This is a genomic window from Limnohabitans sp. 2KL-1 (genome assembly GCF_003063435.1).
GTDB lineage: Bacteria > Pseudomonadota > Gammaproteobacteria > Burkholderiales > Burkholderiaceae_C > Limnohabitans_A.
Genome location: NZ_NESL01000004.1, coordinates 240768 through 263681, shown reverse-complemented (window position 1 = coordinate 263681; position 22914 = coordinate 240768). Strand labels below are relative to the sequence as shown.

General features: G+C 59.3%; 21 protein-coding genes and 3 pseudogenes. 12 read left to right on the top strand and 12 right to left on the bottom strand.

The window, feature by feature from the left end:
• Positions 1–47 precede the first annotated feature (47 nt).
• The gene (gene cadR / locus B9Z47_RS11825) at positions 48–524 is read right to left on the bottom strand and encodes a Cd(II)/Pb(II)-responsive transcriptional regulator (RefSeq protein ID WP_108331431.1); all 477 of its coding nucleotides are present in this window, start codon (positions 522–524) and stop codon (positions 48–50) included.
• A 181-nt stretch (positions 525–705) separates the two neighbouring features.
• Between cadR and B9Z47_RS11820 the strand changes: the two genes are divergently transcribed.
• The 10 genes from B9Z47_RS11820 (at position 706) to lspA (B9Z47_RS11775) (ending at position 11693) form a co-directional block, all read left to right on the top strand.
• On the top strand, positions 706–2868 hold the full coding sequence (locus B9Z47_RS11820) for a cation-translocating P-type ATPase (RefSeq protein ID WP_233253780.1): 2163 nt from the start codon (positions 706–708) through the stop codon (positions 2866–2868).
• Positions 2869–2971: 103 nt separating this feature from the next.
• Complete coding sequence (czcI, locus tag B9Z47_RS11815) at positions 2972–3325, top strand: cation efflux protein, CzcI family (RefSeq protein ID WP_053176215.1); 354 nt, start codon at positions 2972–2974, stop codon at positions 3323–3325.
• Between the two features lie 152 nt (positions 3326–3477).
• Complete coding sequence (locus B9Z47_RS11810) at positions 3478–4758, top strand: TolC family protein (protein ID WP_108331429.1); 1281 nt, start codon at positions 3478–3480, stop codon at positions 4756–4758.
• A gap of 32 nt (positions 4759–4790) precedes the next feature.
• Positions 4791–5327, top strand: coding sequence for a hypothetical protein (locus B9Z47_RS11805; RefSeq protein ID WP_228768230.1), 537 nt, complete (start codon positions 4791–4793; stop codon positions 5325–5327).
• 11 nt (positions 5328–5338) lie between these two features.
• The gene (locus B9Z47_RS11800) at positions 5339–6469 is read left to right on the top strand and encodes an efflux RND transporter periplasmic adaptor subunit (protein ID WP_089957655.1); all 1131 of its coding nucleotides are present in this window, start codon (positions 5339–5341) and stop codon (positions 6467–6469) included.
• A 12-nt stretch (positions 6470–6481) separates the two neighbouring features.
• On the top strand, positions 6482–9601 hold the full coding sequence (locus B9Z47_RS11795; protein WP_108331428.1) for an efflux RND transporter permease subunit: 3120 nt from the start codon (positions 6482–6484) through the stop codon (positions 9599–9601).
• A gap of 43 nt (positions 9602–9644) precedes the next feature.
• Positions 9645–10019 (top strand): hypothetical protein, encoded by a 375-nt coding sequence (locus tag B9Z47_RS11790; RefSeq protein ID WP_108331468.1) that lies wholly within the window; start codon positions 9645–9647, stop codon positions 10017–10019.
• 13 nt (positions 10020–10032) lie between these two features.
• The gene (locus tag B9Z47_RS11785) at positions 10033–10503 is read left to right on the top strand and encodes a disulfide bond formation protein B (RefSeq protein ID WP_108331427.1); all 471 of its coding nucleotides are present in this window, start codon (positions 10033–10035) and stop codon (positions 10501–10503) included.
• Positions 10490–11146, top strand: coding sequence for a thioredoxin domain-containing protein (locus tag B9Z47_RS11780; protein ID WP_108331426.1), 657 nt, complete (start codon positions 10490–10492; stop codon positions 11144–11146). Before B9Z47_RS11785 ends, B9Z47_RS11780 begins: the two co-directional genes overlap by 14 nt.
• A gap of 49 nt (positions 11147–11195) precedes the next feature.
• The gene (gene lspA / locus B9Z47_RS11775; RefSeq protein WP_108331425.1) at positions 11196–11693 is read left to right on the top strand and encodes a signal peptidase II; all 498 of its coding nucleotides are present in this window, start codon (positions 11196–11198) and stop codon (positions 11691–11693) included.
• A gap of 284 nt (positions 11694–11977) precedes the next feature.
• Here lspA (B9Z47_RS11775) and B9Z47_RS11770 read toward each other — a convergent pair whose 3' ends face one another.
• A complete protein-coding gene (locus B9Z47_RS11770) occupies positions 11978–12328 on the bottom strand; it encodes a helix-turn-helix transcriptional regulator (RefSeq protein WP_108331467.1) in 351 nt (116 codons plus the stop codon).
• A gap of 177 nt (positions 12329–12505) precedes the next feature.
• Here B9Z47_RS11770 and B9Z47_RS11765 point away from each other — a divergent pair, with 177 nt between their 5' ends.
• Positions 12506–13474 (top strand): arsenic resistance protein, encoded by a 969-nt coding sequence (locus B9Z47_RS11765; protein WP_108331424.1) that lies wholly within the window; start codon positions 12506–12508, stop codon positions 13472–13474.
• Here B9Z47_RS11765 and B9Z47_RS11760 read toward each other — a convergent pair.
• The 4 genes and pseudogenes from B9Z47_RS11760 to B9Z47_RS11745 form a co-directional block, all read right to left on the bottom strand.
• A complete protein-coding gene (locus tag B9Z47_RS11760; RefSeq protein ID WP_108331423.1) occupies positions 13463–15049 on the bottom strand; it encodes an IS66 family transposase in 1587 nt (528 codons plus the stop codon). The two genes, B9Z47_RS11765 and B9Z47_RS11760, sit on opposite strands and share 12 nt — an antisense overlap.
• A 77-nt stretch (positions 15050–15126) precedes the next feature.
• A complete protein-coding gene (gene tnpB, locus B9Z47_RS11755; protein ID WP_146185789.1) occupies positions 15127–15480 on the bottom strand; it encodes an IS66 family insertion sequence element accessory protein TnpB in 354 nt (117 codons plus the stop codon).
• On the bottom strand, positions 15456–15803 hold the full coding sequence (locus B9Z47_RS11750; protein WP_233253779.1) for a transposase: 348 nt from the start codon (positions 15801–15803) through the stop codon (positions 15456–15458). Before B9Z47_RS11750 ends, tnpB begins: the two co-directional genes overlap by 25 nt.
• 74 nt (positions 15804–15877) lie before the next feature.
• A pseudogene (locus B9Z47_RS11745) lies at positions 15878–16126 on the bottom strand (ATPase P); the annotation flags it as partial.
• A 341-nt stretch (positions 16127–16467) separates the two neighbouring features.
• On the opposite strand from B9Z47_RS11745, the pseudogene B9Z47_RS18970 reads away from it, so the two are divergent.
• A pseudogene (locus tag B9Z47_RS18970) lies at positions 16468–16569 on the top strand (ferredoxin); the annotation flags it as partial.
• A gap of 779 nt (positions 16570–17348) precedes the next feature.
• Here B9Z47_RS18970 and B9Z47_RS11730 read toward each other — a convergent pair.
• The 6 genes and pseudogenes from B9Z47_RS11730 to B9Z47_RS11710 form a co-directional block, all read right to left on the bottom strand.
• The gene (locus B9Z47_RS11730) at positions 17349–17987 is read right to left on the bottom strand and encodes a thiol:disulfide interchange protein DsbA/DsbL (RefSeq protein WP_108331420.1); all 639 of its coding nucleotides are present in this window, start codon (positions 17985–17987) and stop codon (positions 17349–17351) included.
• Between the two features lie 31 nt (positions 17988–18018).
• Complete coding sequence (locus tag B9Z47_RS11725; protein WP_108331419.1) at positions 18019–18507, bottom strand: TlpA disulfide reductase family protein; 489 nt, start codon at positions 18505–18507, stop codon at positions 18019–18021.
• Positions 18508–18573: 66 nt separating this feature from the next.
• Positions 18574–19071: a signal peptidase II gene (gene lspA, locus B9Z47_RS11720; protein ID WP_108331418.1), complete on the bottom strand. Its 498-nt coding sequence runs from the start codon at positions 19069–19071 to the stop codon at positions 18574–18576.
• Positions 19068–19289 (bottom strand): hypothetical protein, encoded by a 222-nt coding sequence (locus tag B9Z47_RS18965; RefSeq protein ID WP_233253783.1) that lies wholly within the window; start codon positions 19287–19289, stop codon positions 19068–19070. Before B9Z47_RS18965 ends, lspA (B9Z47_RS11720) begins: the two co-directional genes overlap by 4 nt.
• A 100-nt stretch (positions 19290–19389) precedes the next feature.
• Positions 19390–19881: pseudogene (locus B9Z47_RS18960) on the bottom strand (phosphatase PAP2 family protein); the annotation flags it as partial.
• 37 nt (positions 19882–19918) lie between these two features.
• Positions 19919–22831: a heavy metal translocating P-type ATPase gene (locus B9Z47_RS11710; RefSeq protein WP_108331416.1), complete on the bottom strand. Its 2913-nt coding sequence runs from the start codon at positions 22829–22831 to the stop codon at positions 19919–19921.
• Between the last annotated feature and the right edge of the window lie 83 nt (positions 22832–22914).

The window sequence follows — 22914 nt, the reverse complement described above, 5'->3', positions numbered from 1 at the left end:
AAGCTTGGGATCATCACTACACAGCGAGTAGTTCTCCTGAGATCCCCTCAGGGTGACTTGCGTTTCCCGGAAACCTTGTGGGTTCCATGTACGTGACCATCGTAGGGCGTATCAGTCGCAGGCTCGGCAAGCGATGCCCGCGACAAGCCCGAAAGTACGCCGCACTCATCGACCGCGCCACCGCCTGCACAACTGTTACGCAGGTCGACCAATTGCTTTTGCAGGGATTTCAGTTCCTTGATGCGGACTGCCACGTGCTTGATGTGCTCGTCGACCAAGTTGTTGATGACGGAACAGTCCTTCGGCGGCGAGTCTTTAAATTTCAACAGCGCGCGAATCTCATCCAATGTCATGTCCAACCGTCGGCAATGCCGGATGAATGACAAACGCTCTACATGCTCAGGTCCGTACACGCGGTAGTTACCTTCTGTCCGGGCGGTTTGAGCGAGTAGTTCCTCACGCTCGTAGTACCTGATGGTCTCAACTTGCGTATGAGCTGCCTTGGCGAGATCTCCAATTTTCATGAACACACCTCGGTGAGCGACTTGGCTTTGATTCTCGAGCGATTTTAGCCACTTGACACTGAAGTGGCTACAGGGTTTCTAATACCTCAACGAGGAAGAAATCATGATTACATCTTGCGAAAGCACAAAGCCACAGATCTGCCAGAGTGAAAACTGCTGTTCAGCAGTGGCATGCACGACCATGGCGCAACCTGACCAGGACATGGCACAGATGCACTCAGACCATCCACAGAAAAAGTTCCGTATCTCCAACATGGACTGCGCCTCAGAGGAGTCCGAGATCCGGCGCGCCGTGGATAGCATCCCGGGAATCGAAGCCCTGCGATTCGATCTTGGGGCACGCCTACTCACCATTTCCGCGAGCCAAGCTGCACTGCCAGACGCACTGCAGGCGATTCGAAAAGCGGGCTTTAAGCCTGAGCCCATCGACGAAGACGCCAACACCCCTTCGGTTACGCGTACTGCGGCTGCGACGTTTTTGGACGTATGGGGAAAACTTCTGGCCGCGCTCGGCCTGGCATTGGCAGCAGAGTCGATCGCGTACGCCTTCCCTGCAACGACCTGGCTCAAAGCCCTTGGCATGGGCATGGCATTGGGTGCCATTTTCCTTGCGGGCTTTGGAGTCTACGCAAAGGGGATGGCTGCGCTTCGGCAAGGACGATTGAACATCAACGCCCTCATGTCGGTAGCCGTCACAGGCGCCTTCCTGATCGGTCAGTGGCCCGAGGCAGCCATGGTGATGGCGCTCTACGCCATTGCGGAGGCCATTGAGGCCCGCGCGGTCGATCGTGCGCGAGGCGCTATCAAGAGCCTCTTGGCTCTGTCCCCCGAGCAAGCCGAAGTGCGCCAGGAGAACGGTGGCTGGCTTCGGATTGGCGTCAAATCTGTTGCGCTGAACTCCGTGGTACGTATCGCTCCGGGTGAGCGTGTTCCGCTTGATGGCACCGTACTGGCGGGTCAGAGCGCAGTCGATCAGTCACCTGTGACAGGCGAAAGCCTGCCGGTGGACAAGGGACCTGGTGATGAGGTTTTTGCCGGAACCATCAACCAGGCATCTGCTCTGGAGATCCGGGTCACGTCTGCAGCCTCGGACAGCACGCTCAGCCGGATCATTAAAGCCGTCGAGGAAGCTCAGGCCACCCGCGCACCGACGCAGCGATTCGTTGACCAGTTCGCCGCGATCTACACACCTGCGGTCTTCGCCCTTGCACTGCTGGTTGCCGTCCTGATGCCCTGGGTGGCAGGGCTCACGTGGCTTGAAGCGGTCTACAAGGCTCTGGTCTTGCTGGTGATTGCATGCCCTTGCGCCTTGGTCATCTCCACACCTGTTTCGGTGGTGAGTGGTCTGGCCGCCGGCGCACGCCGGGGCATCTTGATCAAGGGAGGGGTTTACCTGGAGGAGGCCCGAAAGATCAAAGCCGTCGCCCTGGACAAAACTGGCACCATCACCGAAGGGAAGCCCAAATTAGTGGCGTTCGAGCCCATCGCGCCCGACGAGCCTGAGCAACGGGTAGAACTGCTCGCAAAGAGCCTGGCTGCGCGTTCAGACCACCCCGTCTCGAAAGCGATTGCTCAAGGCCTAGCGGTACAAGCCCAAGAAGTCGAAGCATTTGAAGCTGTCGCAGGTCGTGGCGTCCAGGGGGTTATCGATGGCCACCCCTACATCCTGGCCAATCACCGCTGGATCGAAGAGCGCGGCCAGTGTTCTGCGCCATTGGAAGCACGCCTCGCAGTTCATGAAGAGGCAGGACGAACTGTGACCATTTTGGCCAATCGGGACCGGGTAATCGCGCTCTTCGCTGTAGCGGACACGATCAAACCGTCATCGATCGAGGCCATTTCCGAGATGAAGGCGCTGGGGGTCGTTCCCATCATGTTGACCGGTGATAACGCCGCAACGGCGCGCACCGTCGGACACTTGGCAGGCATTTCAGAAATCCGAGGCAACCTGCTGCCTGAGGACAAGCTCAAGGCGATTGAAGAGTTACAAGGAAGATACGGTGTGACGGCCATGACCGGTGACGGCATCAATGATGCCCCGGCACTTGCAAAGGCGAACATTGGCTTTGCGATGGGCGCTGCGGGCACTCACACGGCCATGGAAGCGGCCGACGTCGTCGTCATGAACGACGACCTGCGCCGCTTGCCCGAGACGATTCGCCTCTCCAAACGTACCCATGTCATTTTGTGGCAGAACATCACCCTGGCTCTGGGCATCAAGGCGGTATTCCTGCTCATGGCCATCTTTGATGACGCGTCTATGTGGATGGCGGTCTTTGCCGACATGGGCGCAAGCTTGTTGGTGGTTTTCAACGGGCTTCGGCTTCTCAAGGCAGTCAAGTGATGGCTCCTTGGCAGCTGTAAACCTCTTCCATTTCCTCAGGATTACTGAGGCCAACGCCTCGTCCCGTGATCAAGCAAGCCTGAAGCGACTAAACTATCAACTTATGAAAAAGTTCTTGGCAATTTTCTTGCTGGTTCTGTTGCCCTTGCAATACAGCTGGGCAGCAATGGCAAGCTATTGCGAGCACGAAACCAGTGCGACTGCCAAGCACCCTGGTCACCACACACATGACCATGCGGCAATTGACCAGCAAGATTCCAGCAAAAATGCACCTCAATCGGCGGGCATGGACCATGACTGTGCCACTTGTCATATGGGTTGTGCCGCTGCCCTGGTCAGCGATCTGAGCAAATCCACATTAGCGGCCTCTGACGATCACCCACTTCACCTTCAGGTCATTGCTTCGCATATGTCTAGTGAACGTCCTGAACGGCCTCAATGGCCCGTGCTTGCCTGATCGGCGAGCCTCGGGTTTCTTTACCTTTCCCTCTTTTCGAATCCCCTGTGTGCGGATGCACATGACGCTTTGCGCGTTGTGCGTCATCGCCTAGCGACGTGTTGTCGCTGCTCGCTGATCTCCTTGGATGTTTTCACCATTGGAGATGAGCTATGAGTTTGTACAAAAAAAGATCGGCACCGATTCGAATCGCGCTGTCGGTCATGACCCTGAGTGGCTTGGTGCTGACGGCCCAAGCACAAGGCACATCCGCCGCCGCGTTGAGTGGCTCGGTGTCCTTGAAAGATGTTTTCGAAACGGCGTGGCAAAGGCAACCCGAGGCGCACGCGCTTCAATCGCGTCGCGATGCCGCCCTGGCCCAGGCCAAAGCCGCGTCGATGCTGTCCCCCGAGCCGCCCTCGCTGGAGATAAGTCAGCGATCAGACCGGATGACAGGCAACAGCGGTGCGCGGGAAGCTGAGGTGGGTATCGCCGTTCCCATTTGGCTACCCGGACAACGCACAGCCAGTGCCGATCTGGCGCAAGCTGAAATCTCGTTGGTTGAGCGCAAGCTGCTCGCCTCACAACTGCGGCTCGCTTCTTCCGTCAGGGATGCTTGGTGGGGCTGGTTGCGAGCTCGCGTCGATGCTGAACTGGCGAGCGAACAACTGGCCAATGCACAACGTATCGCCGCTGATGTAGCCAAACGGACCAACGCGGGTGATCTGGCAAAGTCCGACCAGCATCAAGCCGAAGGCGCTGTCGCTGCGGCCCAAGCGCATGCCGCCCAAGCTCAAGCTGCATCTGCCGCAGCCTTGGCACAAGTGATGGCGCTAACAGGCAGGACGGCACCGGCAGACTTGAAAGTCAACGCGGCGGTGGAGCCAACGCCAGATTCGACCCCACATACGGGTGCGTCAGTGGGGCATCCCTTGTTGGCTGAACTGGAGGATCGCATCACGATGGCCAAGCGGACGGCTCAGCTGATCAGCGCCCAGAGGCGATCCAACCCGGAACTCACGGTGGCCACCACGCGCGGCCGTGGGGCATTTGGAGAACGCTATGGCCAGACTGTGCTGATTGGCATTCGCGTGCCCTTGGGTGCAGGCCCTAGGCATGACGCCCGTCTTGCGACTGCACAAGCCGAAGCGATAGAAGTGCAGTCACAACTGGTCCTCGAGCAGGCGCGCATTCAAGCCGACAAACAAGGCGCTGCTGCTCGTCTGGAGGCCGCACGCACTCAACTTGATGCTGCGCAGCGACGAGCCCAGCTGGCCAACGAGTCCCGCAGCTTTTTTGACAAGTCGTTCAGGCTGGGCGAGTCGGATCTGCCCACCCGCTTGCGCATTGAAGCAGAGGCTGCAGAGGCCGCGAGACAAGCCGCTCGAAGCCGAATTGACCTGGCCTCCGCCATTTCGGCATTGCGGCAGTCCTTGGGCCTGCTGCCTCAGTGATGCTGACACCCCTCAAAAATTCAAGGAACACCATGAAGATCATTCATTCAACAGTCGCCACCTTTATGGCGCTGATATTCACATTACTCAGTCCTATGGCCATTGCCGGTGCGGGTCACGATCACGCGGAAGCTGCGCCAAAAACCCAGGGAACAGCACTGCCGCGTTTCGTCGCGGTTTCAGAGGATCTGGAAATGGTTGGCATCGTCAATGGCAAGCAGCTGACGATTTTCCTGGACCGTTTTACAGACAACAGTCCGGTTAATGACGCTCAAATTGACATTGACATCGAAGGCAGCAAATACAAAGCTGAAAAACACGGCGTAGGTGAATACGAAGTCATCCTCAAGGACACGCTCAAACCTGGCGTCATTGCCATCACCGCAACCATTCAGGCCGGTGAACTGAACGACCTGCTGACTGGCGAACTCGATTTGCACGAGGACGAAGATGAACCTGTCAGTGGTTCTTCTTGGAAAGGCATCGCCCTGTGGATCGGCGGGGGGTTATTGGCCCTGATGGCATTAGGCGCGATCGTTCGCTTTCGTCAACAAGCTCGTACGGCCTAAGGAGCCTCAGCATGAAAACAATCAACACTTCAAAAAAACGCCACTGGATGGCACTGGCCACTGCTTTGACCCTTGCAGGTGCTGCGCTGCCTACGTACGCGGGCGAAGGCCATGACCACGGCGCTGCGCCTGCGACGGCCAATGCCAATGGTCCACAGCGCATGGCCGATGGCAGCGTGTTTCTGCCCAAACCAGCCCAACGCCAACTGAATGTGCGCACGATGGTGGTGGAAACCGCTGAGGTGCCACGCGCCTTTGAACTCAATGGTCAGGTACTGATGGACCCCAACGCTGGGGGCAAAGTCCAGCCCATCAACGCCGGACGCATAGAACCCGGCCCCAATGGCTTGCCCAACGCAGGGCAAACCGTCAAGAAGGGTCAGGTATTGGCCTACGTGGTCCCTGCGGTCGCCCCCCTGGAGCGGGCCAGCCAGTTGACTCAATTGGCCGAATTTCGCGCTGCCAAAGCGCTTGCTGAAAAGCGTTTGGCACGTTTGCGCGAGTTATCAGATACCGTACCGCGCAAGGAAGTGGAAGCCGCAGAGAGTGATGTGCTCAGCCTGACCGACCGCATGTCGGCCGTTGGTGGCGGCCTCAGCAGCAAAGAAGCACTGGTCGCGCCCGTTTCTGGCGTGATTGCCTCGGCGCATGTCGTGGCAGGCCAAGTGGTGGACACGCGGGAATTGATTTTTGAAATTGTCGACCCGAAGCGGCTGCGCATTGAAGCCTTGGCTTTTGATATCTCAGTGGCCAACAACATCGGCGGTGCCACATTGGCTGTCGGCGACCAGCGCACGCCACTGGTTTTCATGGGTGCAGCGCGCAGTTTGCGAGAGCAAGCTCTGCCGCTGAACTTCCAAGTGCAAAGCCCGGAACTATTAGGCCTGGCCGTTGGACAGCCCGTCAAAGTCTATGTGCAGTCCAAGCAAAAGACACAGGGTATTGCGGTCCCCCAGTCGGCACTGATGAAAAACGCTGCCAATCAGAACGTGGTGTGGGTCAAGTCTGCAGCTGAGCAGTTTGAACCCCGCACGGTGACGTTCGAGCCCCTGGATGGAGCGCGCGTCACGGTGATCTCGGGCTTGAAGTCTGGCGATCGTGTGGCGACCCAAGGTGCCACGCTCATCAATCAAGTCCGGTAAAGGGGTCACGATATGTTCAAGTGGCTTCTCGAAAATAGCCTGACCAACCGGCTTCTGGTGTTGATAGCGGGTGCCGTATTGATGGCTTACGGGGCATTCACATTGTCTCGAACGCCAGTCGATGTCTTTCCCGATCTCAACAAACCTACTGTGACGATCATGACCGAGGCGGGTGGCATGGCGCCTGAAGAGGTCGAGCAACTGATTACCTTTCCTCTGGAGACGGCCATGAATGGCTTGCCTGGGGTCGAATCGGTTCGTTCGACCTCTTCTGCTGGCCTGTCCTTTTTGTATGTCACCTTCAACTGGGACACGGAGATTTTTCGGGCACGCCAACTGGTGTCTGAACGCCTCTCGTCCATGGAAGAAGGTTTGGCTGCCGGGGTAATACCACGGATGGGGCCGATCAGCTCCATCATGGGTGAGATCATGCAGATCGCTATTCCTGTCGATCCGCAGAAGATCTCCCCTATGGCCGTGCGTGAGTACGCCGACTGGGTGCTCCGGCCTCGACTCCTGGCCATCCCCGGCGTCGCACAGATCATCCCCATTGGCGGCGAAGTGCGCCAGTTTCAGGTGCAGCCCAACACAGCGCGCCTGTCGGACTTGGGTATCTCCTTGGACCAGTTGGAGTCGGCGTTGCGCGGGTTTTCGGCCAACACCTCGGGGGGGTTTCTGGAACTCAACGGGCGCGAGTACCTGATTCGAAATCTTGGTCGCACTTCACGCCTGGAGGACTTGCGCAATCTGGCCATCACCGCCAAGAACGGTCAGCCCATCTTGTTGCGCCAGATCGCTGAGGTCACTTTTGCCGCAGCCATCAAACGTGGGGATGCAGGCTTTGAGGGCAAGCCCGCCGTGATTCTGGGCGTTCAAAAGCAACCCACCGCTGACACGACCCGTTTGACACAGTCGATTGAAGAAGCGATTACGGATCTCAAGGCATCCCTTCCTGAGGGGATGGAGGCACCCCGTGTGACCTTCCGCCAGGCCAGCTTCATTGAGGCGTCGATCTCGACGCTGCAAGGCAAGTTGATCGGTGCGTCGCTGTTTGTGGCCGCGATCCTTTTCTTCTTCTTGGGCACAGTTCGACCCACCATCATCGCGCTCACCGCCATCCCAGTGTCCATCTTCATCACGGCACTGGTGTTCAAGTATTTTGGCTTGTCGATCAACACCATGACGCTTGGAGGACTGGCGATTGCCATTGGCGGACTGGTGGACGATGCCGTGGTGGATGTGGAAAACATCTTGCGGCGCATGAAAGAAGACCGTGCCAAGGACCCCAGTCAGCGCCTGTCGCTGCTCGCGCTCGTGGCCAAGGCGTCCATGGAAGTCCGCTCGGCGATCCTCTATGCGACGGTGATCATCGTGCTGGTCTTCCTGCCGCTTTTTGCTTTGCCGGGCCTGGAAGGCAAGTTGTTTGTGCCGCTGGGCATTGCCTTCATCATCTCGACACTGGCCTCTTTGTTGGTGTCGGTAACGATGACGCCGGTGCTGAGCTACTACCTCTTGCCGGGCATGAAAAACCTGGACCATGGCGACACCAAAGTGCTGGCATGGCTCAAGCAAGGCTACAAAGGCAGTTTGCAAAAAGTGCTGGACAAGCCACGCGTGGCGATAACCAGTGCATGTGTGGCGGTGGTGTTGGCTGCGGCGGCTGTTCCGTTTTTTCCGACCACCTTCTTGCCTCCTTTTAATGAAGGCACCTTGCTGGTGGGCATACGGCTGAACCCGGGCGTGACCTTGACCGAGTCCTCTGACCTGGCGCGCCAGGCCGAAGTGCTGGTCAAGCAGGTGCCCGAAGTGCTGCATGTGGGCAGGCGCAGCGGACGTGCTGAACTGGATGAGCATGCCGAAGGTGTTCATGTCAGCGAATTGGACGTGGGCATCAAACCCTCAGGCGAGTTGACGCGCTCAATGGATGAGGTCCGTGCCGACATCCGTGCACGCTTGGTCAACCTGCCTGCTTCGATTGAGGTGGGGCAACCCATCTCACACCGCATCGACCACATGCTGTCTGGGGTGCGCTCCCAAATCGCCATCAAGATTTTTGGCGAAGACCTGGACGTGCTGCGCGGGCAAGCCGATGCGCTGCGCTCACGGCTGTCAGGTATCGAGGGCATAGCTGACCTGCAAATCGAAAAACAAGTTCTTGCACCCCAGATCAAGGTACGGTTGGACTATGCGGCAGCGGCGCAATACGGCCTGTCTGGCGCGCAAGTGCTTGCCACACTGCAGACCCTGGTGGAAGGTGAACGTGTCACGCAAATCATGGAGGGAGGTCGCCGCTTTGCGTTGGTTGTGCGTTTACCAGAATCCGCACGATCGCTGGAAGGCTTGGGCCAGGTGTTGATCGAAACACCCTCGGGCAGAATTCCGCTGTCCAAAATCGCAACGATTGAAGACGCCGATGGTCCCAACCAAATCAGTCGGGACAACGGCAAGCGGCGTATCGTGATTTCTGCCAACGCTTCGGGCCGCCCATTGTCAGAAGTTGTGGCCGACATACGCAAAGTGACGGCGGATTCTCGATTGCCAGAGGGCTACTTCATCACCCTTGGAGGACAGTTTCAGGCGCAAGAAGAAGCCTCGCGCCTGATCTCTTTGCTCTCGGTGGTCTCTGTGGTGTTGATGTTTGTGGTGCTTTACAGCCGCTACAAGTCCGCCGTTTTGTCGGCCTTGATCATGGTGAACATTCCCTTGGCGCTCGTGGGTGCCGTGTTGGGTCTTTGGCTGTCAGGTCAGCCCTTGTCGGTGGCCGCCTTGGTCGGGTTCATCACGTTGGCTGGCATTTCGGTGCGCAACGGCATTTTGAAAGTCAGCCATTACATCAACCTCATGCGCTTTGAGGGAGAGTCCTTCACCAAGCCCATGATCTTGCGCGGTTCGATGGAACGATTGAGCCCTGTGTTGATGACGGCCTTGGTGACTGCCTTCGCATTGGCACCCTTGCTCTTCGAGGCCGAACGCCCCGGCACCGAAATTTTGCACCCGGTCGCCGTGGTGATTTTCTCGGGCTTGATCAGCTCTACGCTGCTCGACACCTTTCTGACGCCTGCCATGTTTTGGCTCTTTGGCCGCAAACCTGCCGAGGCGCTTTTGCAAGACAAAGATGCTGAAGCGTTCTGACAGATCACGCGCTACCTCCACCATAAACTCAAAAGGAAATCTCATGAAACTTCGTACTTTCTTAATCACCTCGTCGCTGGTCCTGGGCGGACTTGCCTGGGCTGGTCCCAACGATGGTGATCACAAACCCGTGCACGGTGGTGTTCTAACCACTGTCAAGGATATCGACTATGAATTGGTTGCCTCGCCCACGACTCTGCGTCTGTACGTGCGTGACCACGGCAAAGCAGTCGATGCGTCGAAGGCCTCGGCTAAATTGACACTGCTCACTGGCGCTGAAAAGCAAGAGGTCGACCTCAAGCCCGCCGGAGACAAGTTAGAAGCTACCGGCAGCTTCAAGGTTGGTCCGGGCACCAAGGTCGCGGCCATCTTGACGGTCGCGGGTAAGCCAACGACGGCACGTTTCATCATCAAGTGAAACTGCTAGCCCCATGAGCAGCACGTACGGTGGGCACACCGGTCCATTCCCAACCAGATCAAGCACCGGGTGGGTCTTGCTATCCGCTGCCTGGGCGGCCGCACTGGTGTCGACTTTTGCCGCGCTGTTCATCGGCGAAGTGATGGGCATGACCCCCTGCCAGCTCTGCTGGTACCAGCGCATCCTGATGTTTCCGCTGGCGGTGATGTTGGGCATGGCGGCCTACTGTAACGACCGCCGCGGAGCGGTCTATTCATTGCCGTTTGCAATGGGTGGCATAGCACTGGCTAGCTACCACAGCGCGCTCGTTGCAGGCTGGGTACCGCAGTGGTGGATTCCCTGCGGCGCCGGCCCATCCTGCAGCGATCAGAAGCTGGTGATCCTCGGCGACATTCAGATTCCGTGGCTGTCACTTCTGGCTTTTGCCGCAATCGCGGTTCTACTGCTCGTCTACCTGAAAAAATCCGCACATGAAAACCAATAAAGTGGCTGTCGCTGGCATCCTGCTCTTCGTTGTTGCCGCGTTTGCTCTGGGGGTGAGCCTGTATCGCAAACACGTTCACAGCGCCCAGGATCAGACAGTCAGCGCCGAGCAGACTCGCCTCGTGCGCATGCACTCGCCGATACTCGGCCCGCAGGGCGCGCCCGTCACGATCGTCGAATTTTTTGACCCGGCCTGCGAGACCTGCCGTGCGTTCTATCCCATCGTGAAGAGCCTGATGGCTAAGTACCCCGAGGATGTCAGACTGGTCATTCGCTACGCGCCCTTCCATCGGGGATCCGATCAGGTGGTGAAGTTGCTCGAGGCTGCGCGGCGCCAAGGCAAGTACCAACTGGTGCTGAAGGCTGTGTTGCAGGCCCAACCGACCTGGGCTGACCACAGCCAGCCCAATCCTGATCTCACCTTTGAGCTATCAAGGGCCGTCGGTCTGGACATCGAGCGGGCTCGGCAGGATATGGCCCGACCCGAAATGCAGGCACTTCTAGACCAGGATCTTGAGGACCTGAAAGCGTTACAAGTCAGCCGGACACCGACGTTTTTTGTCCAGGGGCGCAGCCTGCCCAGCTTCGGGCCAGACCAGCTAGCTGCCCTTGTGGCGGAGGAAGTCGCGAAGGCAAAACGATAAGTCAGCCGCGCCAGACTCGTACGAGTTTGATCGTCCAAGAAAGAAGTAGATGAACCAGTCTTTTCGCAAAGCACAGTGGCATTGCCTCGCGATCGTCGTGCTCGTTGCCGACCAGATCGCCAAGAGCTACATCGATATGACGACCCCGTTGGGATGGTCGCATGAGGTCACGTCGTTTTTTAACCTGGTTCACGTTCTCAATCCTGGCGCAGCGTTCAGTTTCCTCGCGGGCGCAGGTGGCTGGCAGCGTTGGTTCTTCCTTGCGATCGCCCTCGCGGCGTCAGCGTGGCTGGTATGGCTGCTGGCTCGGCCCCTGCGAGAATTCGAAGGCCTTTCGTACAGCCTCATTCTGGGCGGAGCCCTCGGCAACGCGTTCGACCGTGCCGTGCGGGGGCAGGTCATCGACTTCCTGGACTTCCACCTGCGCGGCTGGCACTGGCCGGCCTTCAACATCGCCGATATGGCCATCGTGGTCGCAGCCATCGCGCTAGTGCTCCAGTCGCTGATGAGCGTCGAGAACTACGTCACAGCAAAAAATTCTCGGTGACCTGAGGCGACCCGGAAACTTTAACTCGGACACAGCGCGGGGGCAGGCTGCACAAGCGCGCCAGGGGCCATCGATGGACCTGACGCTACATTGCGAATAGGACGGGTCAGGGAAAAACGGGGGCAAGACCATGTCGCAGCTTGACTCAAGGAGTCGTCGTTAAAACAAGTACCTGACCCAAACCCAGCTCGCTGAACGCTGGGTGTTGACGTATTAGCGTAAGCGGCTGGGCATCCCGTCTTGACTGTGTAGTGCAGTTTGCTGGAGGCTGTTAAATACAGAGTCTATGCACTTGGCCGACCTTCGCACTTGGCAAACAATGCAATCGCCCGGTCGCAATACTTGCAATGCCCCTGGCAGCAGTCGTGCATCAAAAAAGCCACCAAGTCGGATAGCACTGAGAATTTTGCGCTGTAGATGATGGAGCGCCCTTCGCGGCGGCTTTGCACAAGACCAGCTTTTTCTAAATGCCCTAGGTGAAACGAGACGCGCGAGGATGCTGCGCCTCCCAGCTGTTCGCCGATGGCTCCCGCAGCCATCCCGTCCGCGCCCGCGACCACCAGCATGCGAACAATACGCAGCCGCGTCTCCTGTGATATTGCACCAAAGCCTTCTACGGCTTGCTGTTCTTGCATCATTGTTGTTTCCTCTGGCTTCGAGTGTCGCGCAAACCAAGCCCTCAAGATGGCCAAGCGCCTCACAAATCAATATCTCAAGAGATGTTGAGATGACGATACACTTCATCATCGACGTGGGGGCTGTGCGACTGTTTTGCCCTCTAGCGCCTCCCATCCAACCGCATTGAACCAACTATGACTGACCTCCGAGAGCGCTTGGAAACCCACCAGGTTTCCATCTACTTTGCCGCGATTTGCGTTGCTACGTTATGTGCACTGGCGCTACCGAATACTGGCTGGCTTGCGCATGCCATAAACCCGGCGCTTGCATTCATGCTCTTCGTGACGTTTTTGCAGGTGCCCATGGCGGAGCTCACCAGGGCATTTACGCGACTCCGCTTTCTTGGGGCGCTGCTGTGCACCAACTTTGTTGCCATCCCTCTCGTGGTGGCGGTACTGCTCCAGTTTCTGCCAGATGACCCATTGGTTCGACTCGGTGTCCTTCTCGTGCTTTTGACCCCGTGCATCGATTACGTCGTGACGTTCGCGCACCTTGGTCGGGCCGACGCCAAGCTGCTGCTGGCGGCGACGCCTGCGTTGCTGGTATTGCAGATGGTGTTGCTGCCTGGCTACCTCCATCTGCTTCTGGGCGATACCTCTGCAGACTTGGTGCGCCTCGGGCCTTTTGTGGAGGCATTCGTTTGGCTCATCGCTGTGCCGCTGGCCTTAGCAGCTCTGGTACAAGCGTGGGCAGCCCGCAGTATCAGGGGCGCAAGATTGTCACAACAGCTCGGCGTCCTGCCGGTTCCAGCCACAGCGCTCGTTTTGTTTGTCGTCGTCGCGGCTGTGGTACCCCAGCTGGGCGCTGCAGGCGCTGCTGCCATCCGGGTCATTCCAATCTATTTGGCTTTCGCAGTGGCTGCGCCGTTGGTTGGCTGGCTCGTGGCGCGTGCGTTTGGTCTCGGTGCCGCTGCGGGGCGGGCAGTAGCTTTCAGCGCGGCCACCCGCAACTCCCTGGTGGTCCTGCCGCTAGCTTTAGCGGTGCCAGGCGCGGTGCCCATCCTGCCGGCCATCATCGTCACCCAAACCATGGTGGAGTTGGTTAGCGAACTGATTTACATGCGTGTGCTTCCGGCGCTTGGACGTGGAAAGCTAGCTGACTAGCAATGACCTCGGCGGTGCGACAGGATAGGTTTGAGGCTGCCAGCGATGCGGCAACAACTCATGGACCAAGCTGGCCCGTTGGGTTGGCAGGCGCGTCAGCACATCTTTGAGATACGCGTACGGGTCATGCCCATTGAGCCGGGCGCTTTGAATCAGGCTCATCACAGCGGCACCGCGTTGGCCCGCACGAAGCGAGCCGGCGAACAGCCAGTTGTTGCGGCCAATAGCTATCGGCCGGATTTGGTTCTCGATGTGGTTGTTGTCGACGGGCAGTTGCCCGTCATCCACGAAGCGGGTCAACGCCTGCCAACGCCGCAGGCTGTAGTCCAAGGCTTTTGCGGTGGCTGTGCCATCGGTGACCTTCTGCCTGGTTTGCATCAACCACGCATGTAACGCATCAAGCAGCGGTTTTGAGCGCTCCTGACGTGCCCGTTGACGCTCGTCGGCGCTGCAGGCTTTGAGCTCTCGTTCAATCTCATAGACCTGCGCAATGTGCTCCAACGCGCGCTGCGCCACCGGGCTCTTGGTCGCCGTGTGCAGGTCAAAGAATTTGCGCCGGGCATGGGCCAGGCAACCGACCTCGGTGACGCCCTGCACCATGAGCTGTTTGTAGCCACTGAAGTCGTCACATACAAGGCTCCCGCGCCAAGTGCCCAAGAAGGCTTTGGCGTTCTCCCCGGCGCGTGATGCACAGAAGTCATACACCACCGCCTTGGTGTCTTCGAACGCACCGGCGGCGTACGCCCACAGGTAGGCGCGGTGGGTCTTGCCGTGTCCTGGTTGGAGCATCTGCACCGGCGTCTCATCGGCGTGCACCACCCGGTGCGTCAGGATGTCTGCTTTCAAGGCGTCGACCAGCGGCTGAAGCTGCACCCCACAACTGCCCACCCAGGCGCCCAGCGTCGAGCGTGGAATGGCCAAGCCGGCGCGGCCAAAGATGGCCTCCTGGCGGTACAGCGGCAAGTGGTCAGCGAACTTGGCCACCAGCACCTGGGCCAGCAGGCCCGATGTGGGTGTGCCTTTGTCGATGACGTGCGCCGGCACCGGCGCCTGGATCAAGGTTTTGCACTGGGCGCAGACCCATTTGCCACGGATGTGGCGCTCCACCGTGAACACGCCAGGCGCATAGTCCAGCTTCTCGGCCACGTCCTCGCCTATGCGCTTTAACTGACAGCCGCAGCCACAGGTGGTGGACTCGGGCTCGTGGTGGATCTCCCGGCGCGGCAGGTTCCCGGGCAGCGGCTGGCGCTTGGGGCGCTGTTTGTCGCTGTCGTCCTTGGCGGGCGGCTGCAGCGCATCGAGCTCCTGCTGCAGCGCCTGCATGTCAGCATCGATGGTCTCGTCCAGCAGGCTCTTTTGCTCGGCGCTGTAGCCTTCAGACTTGGCCGCGAACTTCAGCCGCTTGAGCACCGCTATCTCGTGCGTGATCTTGTCGATGACAGCCTGCTTGAAGGCGATCTCGCGGTCCTTGCGCTCGATGACGGCGCTCTGGCTGGCCATCGTCTCCACCAAGGAGAGTACCGCCTGGCGCAGTTGCTGCGCGTTGAGTTGGTCCAGGTGCGTGGTATCGATCACGGAAGTCAATCATGCCGACCTCCACGCCAATGCACATTGGCGGTTTCGCCAATTGCAAGGTGCATCACGCTACTTCTCTACAGCACCGTGATGACGCCAGCCTCGCCTATGCGCTGCCACGGCAGGCCCAGCACGAGGGCGTCAAGCTGCTCGCGTGTCAGACCCAGGGTGGCTCCTGAATCGTTTGGCCAGACGAACTTGCCCTGGTTCTGCCGCCTGGCGGCCAGCCACACGCCTATGCCGTCGTGCACCAGAACCTTCATCCGGTTGGCCCGGCGATTGGCAAACAGGTAGGCATGGTGCGGGCGGGCCGAGCCAAACACGCCCACCACGCGTGCCAGCGCTGCTTCGCTTCCCGAGCGCATGTCCAGTGGGGCAACGGCAAGCCAGACGGCATCAACCCGGATCACCGCAGCAACTCGCGCATCCACACCGCGCACTCAGCAGCGCTCGCCACTGGCCAGGTGATCGTCATGGCTGTGGCACCCCGGCGAAGTTCTACTCTGATTTCCTGGGACGCCGTGGCCACCGGCGCTGGCAGCGCGATAGGGATGAATGCCGCGTCCGCCAACGGCGCAACCCCCGCATTGGCCTGTCGGCGCCACTTGTGCACCACGTTGGCATTGATCCCATGCGACATCGCCACGCTCGCAACCGACGCTCCGGGCTGATCGCATTCGCGAAGAATCTTTGCCTTCAGGTCGGGGGCATGACGCCGCCGGGTGATCTTCTTGGAGTCTGTAATGGTGTCCACTTAAATTCCTTGGTGGACACCATCTTTGCCGCTTACCCGGTCAAGTTCAAGAAGGGGTTGGCCGGACGCTTACCTGCCACGGGCCACCAAGTGGTTTTCTGCGAAGCGGGCTGGAGATCTCGCGGTTCGTCGGTCTTCTGCACCTCGGTTTCCATGCCAAGTGACTCAATCGCTTTGACCGAAGGTTTGAGCGCATCGGGCGCGGGGCGGACTGTCAAGGTACGTTGCATCAGATTGAAGTCCAGGCCCTGCACGCCGGGCATACCCCGCAGCTTGCCCCGAAGCAGGCCATATTCAGTCGGGCAGTCCATCTTCGCGATGCGAAACTCCAGTCTGAGATTTCGCCACGCATCGGTTGTTATGATGGGAAATGCGCGTTACTCGGCTGTAACCATTCCAAGGAGAAGACCATGCGGACCAACTGGAGAGAAGTCGCCAAGTTTTTTTCCGGATTCGAAACGTTTCATGCGTTGTTCCACGCGGGTCTGTTGGTGTCAGGGACGGCTTTCACTTTGTTTGGCATTGCCGTTACGCCGAACCTCAGCACGATAGGTGTTGTCTTGCACGGAGCTTTGGCGGTCATTCTTGGCGTCTACGCATGGGGGCCAAAACGGCCATAGAAAAGCGCTCACGGGGCGTTCCCTGCCGGTGATCGGCCACCGCAATGACTCGCATCGTCACTGATGCTTGCATCAATTGCAAGTTCACTGCCTGCGTCGGCGTGTGCCCCGTCGATGCGTTTCGCGAAGGAATCAATTTCTTGGCGAACAATCACTGCCCCTTGCCTACAATTAAGGAGCTTCAATAAGGGGTAATTCACCCCGGCCTAATCTTCGTTTTGGCAATCAAAGAATACCTAGAGGCGTCAAATGCAAACAACTGTACCTACGAGTCAACGAGTGAGGGCGCTTATAACCCAAGCGACGGAGTTCAAGCAAACCAGCGATAACTGCTCGGGCCAGAGCGAATCCTGGAGCGAGCTAAATTTCGACAAGTTTGCTCAGATGTTTGTTGATGAATGCGTCAGCGTCATTGAGCAGCACTGCCTAAGAGTTGATCCACGTTCGATCAACTGCCAATCGCTGAAGGTGGCCCTGCGTGCTCATTTTGGAACTCAATAGCCGACGACGACTTGCCACACTTAAGCAATGGCATGACACACCACAATCCTCTTGGTGGCTAGATCGAGTCAGCGCGTTGCGCGTTTGACTCACGGCGATTAACCTTCCCGGGGCCCCAGATCAATGTTCTCACTGCGGGCACGAGTCGGCGACTAATGCGGCAGTGTGCTTCGGCGCCTGAACCAGGCTGGTCGGCAGAAAGTGCCAAGTAGGCGTCGTGGTCGCGGCATTCCTCCTCGCCCGTTCAACCCAAAATGGCGCCCCTAAATACCAGCTCGCGTCTCGCGGCTGCAGGGGACGGCGTGAATTTCGGTGGGCATAGCTGGCACCTTACAGATAGCCAGGGCCTCAAGCACGGAATTTGAGTTGTTGATTTCGCGTACAAACTGAGCCAGTGGCTCAGATTTCATACGCAATCAACAGCTTAGCGAGCCTTCTTGGCCAACGCGATCAAGTGGTCGACTACAAGCAGGGAGCGCGGGTTGGTGCCGGCCAGTGAACCGGAAGTGAGCCATCTGCCGTCCACGCCCAGCGACGGTGTACCTTCGATCTTGTAGCCCTCGGCCAGCGCCTTTGCCTGCTTGACCTTGCCTGCAACGCTAAAGGAGTTCATCGTTTCTACAAGACGCTTTCCATCGACGCCGTTCTTTGCCGCGAAGGCGGCAATGTCCGCGGTGGTTGCCAGGCGTTGTTTCTCGGAGTGGATGGCGTGGAACACCTTTCCATGCAACTTCTCGACAAGGCCAACCCCTTCCAGCGCAAAGTAGAGCTGCTGGTGGATTACAAAGTCCTCGCGAAAGGCGACCGGTATGCGGCGGAAAAGAACATCTCGCGGCAACTTCTTTAGCCAAGCCTCCAGCGATGGCTCAAACGAATGGCAGTGCGAGCAGCTATAAGCGAAAAATTCCAGCACCTCGACCTGCTTCTGGTCTTTGGTCGGCTGACGTGGAGAAACCTCCAGGTAGTGCTTGCCTTCAACAAAATTTTCCTGGGCGCGCGCGGCGGTATGGGCGGAGAGGGTTAGCGGGAGAGCGAAGCTGCAAAAAGTGCGTCTTTTGATCATGATGGAGGGTTGGTGAGATTAATGGACCCGCTCAGCTTTCAGCGAGCAGCCGGTCGATGAGTTGATGGAGCTCGGCGAAGTCCGGCTTTCCCACAAAGCGCTTGACAATCTCCCCGCGCTTGTTCACGAGGAAGGTTGTAGGTGTGACGTTCACATCGCCCCACGCCTTTGCCACCGTGCCGGTATTGTCAATGGCCACCGGGAACGGCAGCTTGCGTGTTTGCGCGAAATTGACGACATAGGCCGGCGGGTCGTAGCTCATGGCCACAGCGATGGTTTCGTAGCCGCGGCTGCGGAACTTCTCGTAGGTGCTCACCAGCATGGGCATCTCCGCGACGCAGGTGGTGCAACTGGTCGCCCAAAAGTTAATCAGCGCCACTTTGCCTTTGAGGTCGGCAGTGGTCCGCGACGAGCCATCCAGCAGCGTGAAAGAGCTTTGTGGGGCGCCCGAGGAGTTCAGGCAGCCTGTTAGTGCCAGTGACACTGCGACAAAAGCCAGCAAATTTCGGAAAATCGTCATGTGTGTTCCCAGTTTGTTCGTTGGATATCGAAGCCTGTCCATTGGGTCTTTCAGGCCACCGTTAGTTCACCGAGACTGTTTCGCCGCAGGTGGCTTCTCCGCGCCCACCAGCGACTGAAGCACCAGCGCAATCGCCCCGCCTACGATGGCCATGTCGGCGATATTGAACGCGGGCCAGTGCCAACCACGCAGGTGGAAATCAAGGTAGTCGATGACTTGCCCGCGCACAGCGCGGTCGAATCCGTTGCCAAGGGCGCCGCCCAGGATGAGGCTGTAGGAAAGCGCCTCCAGTCTTCGGAGCGGCCGAAATAACATCCAAGCGAGCCACACCGAAGCAGCCAGAGCGATCGCAAGGAAGAACCACCGCTGCCAGCCACCCGCCCCGGCGAGGAAGCTGAACGCCGCACCGGGATTAAGGACATGAACCAGATTGAAGAACGGCGTGACGTCGCGTGACCACCCCAAGGGGGTAGTCATGTCGATGTAGGTCTTGGCAGCCTGGTCGGCGGCAAGTATTCCAATGGCAAGTGAATACCACTGCGCTCTTTCATGGGGATGACTCATCTACTTTTTCTCCTGTTCAGAAAATTCTGGTTCCGTCGAGGCTTGGCGGGAGCGGGCCGCAAAGCGTTCTCGATTCCCTGATCGGTCGCCTGCACCTGGACTTGCTGCGTGTTCGCGATACCGGGAAAGACAACTAGGATACCCACAAAGGCGAGTTGCCGGTTGGCCCAGTCGATGCCGTTGGCCACGCCCAGCGCCGCGTGAAAGGCGGGCTTCATCGCACAGCTCCCGCGAGTGGCAGGCTCTGCGCAACGCGTCTCGTGCCCATGGACCGACCACGGCAACGCAGGCCCAGCCGAGCGCAAAGCCGGCAATGACATCGACTGGAAAGTGCGCGCCTAGCACGATGCGCGACCAACCGACCGCCACGGCGAACAGAAGCACCCCAATCCTGCCGGTTCGGCCCAACACGGGCCAGAGCGACGCCGTCAGGACGCCCATGTAAACCGCATGGCCGCTTGGCATGGTGTAGCGGCTGTCGGGTGCGGACGCGGCGCGGTACATAGAGTCGCCAAGCAGGACGAACGGGCGCGGCAGGGCGAACCACGTCTTGGTGAGCGCTGCAGCGGCAAACGAAAGCGGTAACCCGAGCGTGAACCTCCACAGGGCCACCCTTGAAGGAATAGCCGCGCGCCTAACTGATATGTGCCCCCAAACCAGGAACAGGACCACGACGGCTGGTGCTCCCCAGTAACTGCCAACTGCACTCAGGAACTCGGGCAGCCAGATCCAGCCGTCGGGCAAGGTGCGCTGAATGCCCAGGAAGAGATCGACATTGGCCCCACTCCAGTCATAAAGCCAGTGTTTCATCCACTGCGTTGCGGTGCCGGGCGCCTGCATTTGGTTTTCAGATGGTCTTGAGTTTTAACAGTCGCAGACCATTGAAGACGACCAGCAAGCTGGCCCCCATGTCGGCGAACACGGCCATCCACATCGTGGCCTGCCCAGTGAACGTCAGAGCGACGAACACCACCTTGATGCCCAGGGCCAGAACAATGTTTTGCGTCAGGATAGACGCGGTGGTGCGCGACAGCCGGATGAAGGTGGGAATCTTGCGCAAATCGTCGTCCATCAGGGCAACGTCGGCCGTTTCGATAGCGGTGTCGGTGCCGGCCGCGCCCATGGCAAAACCAATGTCGGCACGCGCGAGCGCGGGCGAGTCGTTGATGCCGTCGCCGACCATTCCGACTTGCCCTTCACCGCCGATAAGGCCTTCTACGGTTTTGAGCTTGTCCTCGGGCAACTGGTCGCCACGGGCTTCGGAGATCCCGACCTGGGCAGCGATGGCGGCGGCCGTGTGCTGGTTGTCTCCGGTCAGCATCAGCGTGCGCACGCCCAGTGCCTGCAGGTCGGCCACGGCTTCGCGACTGGTTTCCTTCACGGTATCGGCCACGGCGAAGATGCCCAGCACGGTGGCCTCATCCATCAGCAGGATCGCTGTCTTGCCCTGGCGCTCTAGCGTCTCCAATTGCGACTGAAGAGCGGCTTCACTGAGGCCGAGCTCCTTTGCGAGCCGGTGATTGCCCATCTGTAGCATTCGGCCGGCAATGCGGCCGCGCACGCCGCGTCCGGGCAACGCCGCGAAGTCGTCTACTTCGCGCAGCGAGACGCCGTCACGCATCGCCTTCCGGGCAATCGCTTGGGATACTGGATGGTCCGAGCGCGCCGCCAGACTCGCTGCCCAGACGGCAACTTTCTGCGCATCACCTAGCAAGGGAACAAAGTCAGTCTGCTCGGGCTTGCCGTGGGTGAGCGTGCCGGTTTTGTCCAGGGCAAGCACCTTGAGCTTGCGCCCGCCCTCCAGGTAGACTCCGCCCTTGATCAGAATGCCGCGCCTGGCCGCAGCTGCCAAGCCGCTGACAATGGTGACTGGCGTAGAGATGACCAGCGCGCACGGGCAGGCTACCACCAGCAGTACCAGCGCCTTGTAAATCCAGTCAAACCAGGCGCCACCGAAAGCGAGCGGCGGAACAACAGCAACGAGCATGGCCACCGCAAACACGGCTGGCGTATAGACCCGGGCGAACTGGTCGACGAAGCGCTGGGTTGGCGCGCGGCTACCTTGGGCCGACTCGACGGCATGGATGATGCGTGCCAGCGTCGAGTCATTGGCGCCCGCGGTCACTCGGTACTCGAAGGAGCCGGTCTCGTTGATGGTGCCTGCGAACACCTGGTCGCCTTCGGTCTTCTCGACCGGCAGGCTTTCGCCGGTGATGGGCGCCTGATTGATGGCCGAGCGTCCCATGGTGATCAAGCCGTCCAGCGCAATCCGCTCCCCGGGCCGCACTCGGACCACCGCCCCCTTGGCGGCCTCTTTGGCAGGGATTTCTTTCCATGAGCCGTCGGCCTGTCGCACGGTCGCGGTCTCCGGCGCCAGATCCATCAAACCGCGAATGGCATTGCGGGCCCGGTCCAGAGACTTGGCCTCGATCACCTCGGCCAGGGCGAAGAGGAACATAACCATGGCAGCTTCGGGCCAGTGGCCGATTGCCATCGCTCCCGTGACCGCGATGGACATCAGGGCATTCATGTTCAGGTTGCGGTTCTTCAGTGCGATCCAGCCTTTTTTGTAGGTGCTGAGTCCGCCGGTGAAGATGGAGACCAGGGCCAGTGCGACCACCGCCCAGTGAAGTCCGTCGTTGGCCCAGTACACGCCCTCGGCAAGCACAGCCGTGATGCCGGAGACCGCCATCGGCCACCAGTTGGTCTTTTGCGCTGGGGCCTGGAGATCGCGCGGCGCATCCGTTTTTTGCACTTCGGTTTCCATGCCCAGTGATTCGATGGCTTCAACTGCCGGTTTGATCGCGTCCGGCGCGTGCCGGACGGTGAGCGTGCGCTGCATAAGGTTGAAGTCCAGGCCCAGTACGCCCGGCATGCCCTGCAGCTTGCCCCGGATCAGGCCTTCCTCAGTCGGGCAGTCCATCTTCGCAATGCGAAGCACTGTGGCAACTGCCTGTGCGTCCTGCCGCTCGGCCCGCATTCCAATGGAAGCAAGCGCCTTCTCGATAGGAGCCGTGGACGGCAGCGTGTGCTGGACACCCAGTACCCGTTGCATCAGGTTGAAGTCCATCGTTATCACGCCCGGCTCCTTGCCCAGTCGATCGCGGATCAGTGCTTCTTCCGTCGGGCAATCCATGTTCTCGATGCGATAGGTCACGCGCTCGCCGGCTGGGGTGGCCGGTGCCGTTACCGACGGCTGTAACTGCGGGATCGGCGGTTTGACGGCGGGCGCTGCTGCGGCAAGCCCGGTGCCGGCGGCGGTCTGCTCCTTGGCTCGCATGCCGATCGAAGCCAGGACCTCTTCCATCTGCGCGCGTGCCTGCGTCAGATGCTTTACCGACAGCGTGCGCTCGCGCAGGTCGAAGTCCAGCTCCTGGACCCCCTCGACCGTCCCAAGGTGCGTGCGAATGAGTTTCTCCTCGCTCGGGCAATCCATATTCTCGATGCGGTAGGTCGTGAGCACCGCAGTATCAAGGACGGTCTGTGTCTTCATGCCGACCAAATTCAGCGCCCGCTCCAGGGTATCGGCCGAGACCATGCGGTGCGAGACGGTCAGCTTGCGCTGCGGAAGGTCGAACTCCAGCCGGTCGACCCCGGGCATTGCCTCCAACGTGCGCCGCACCAGCGCTTCCTCGTTGCGGCAGTCCATGTTGCTCACGTGGAAGACGGTGGTCGCTGTACTGGTCTTCTCCTGGGCGCAGCTGGCCGGTTGGTTATTGCCGCCGGAGCAGCCGCATGAATTGGAAGGGTCTTTGTTCATAGGTGGCTCTCGATTGGAAAGGAGTTCTTCGCTTGCGCCATGATTGAAGAATCTCTAGTTGGTGTAGTGTCAAGTGTTTGGTG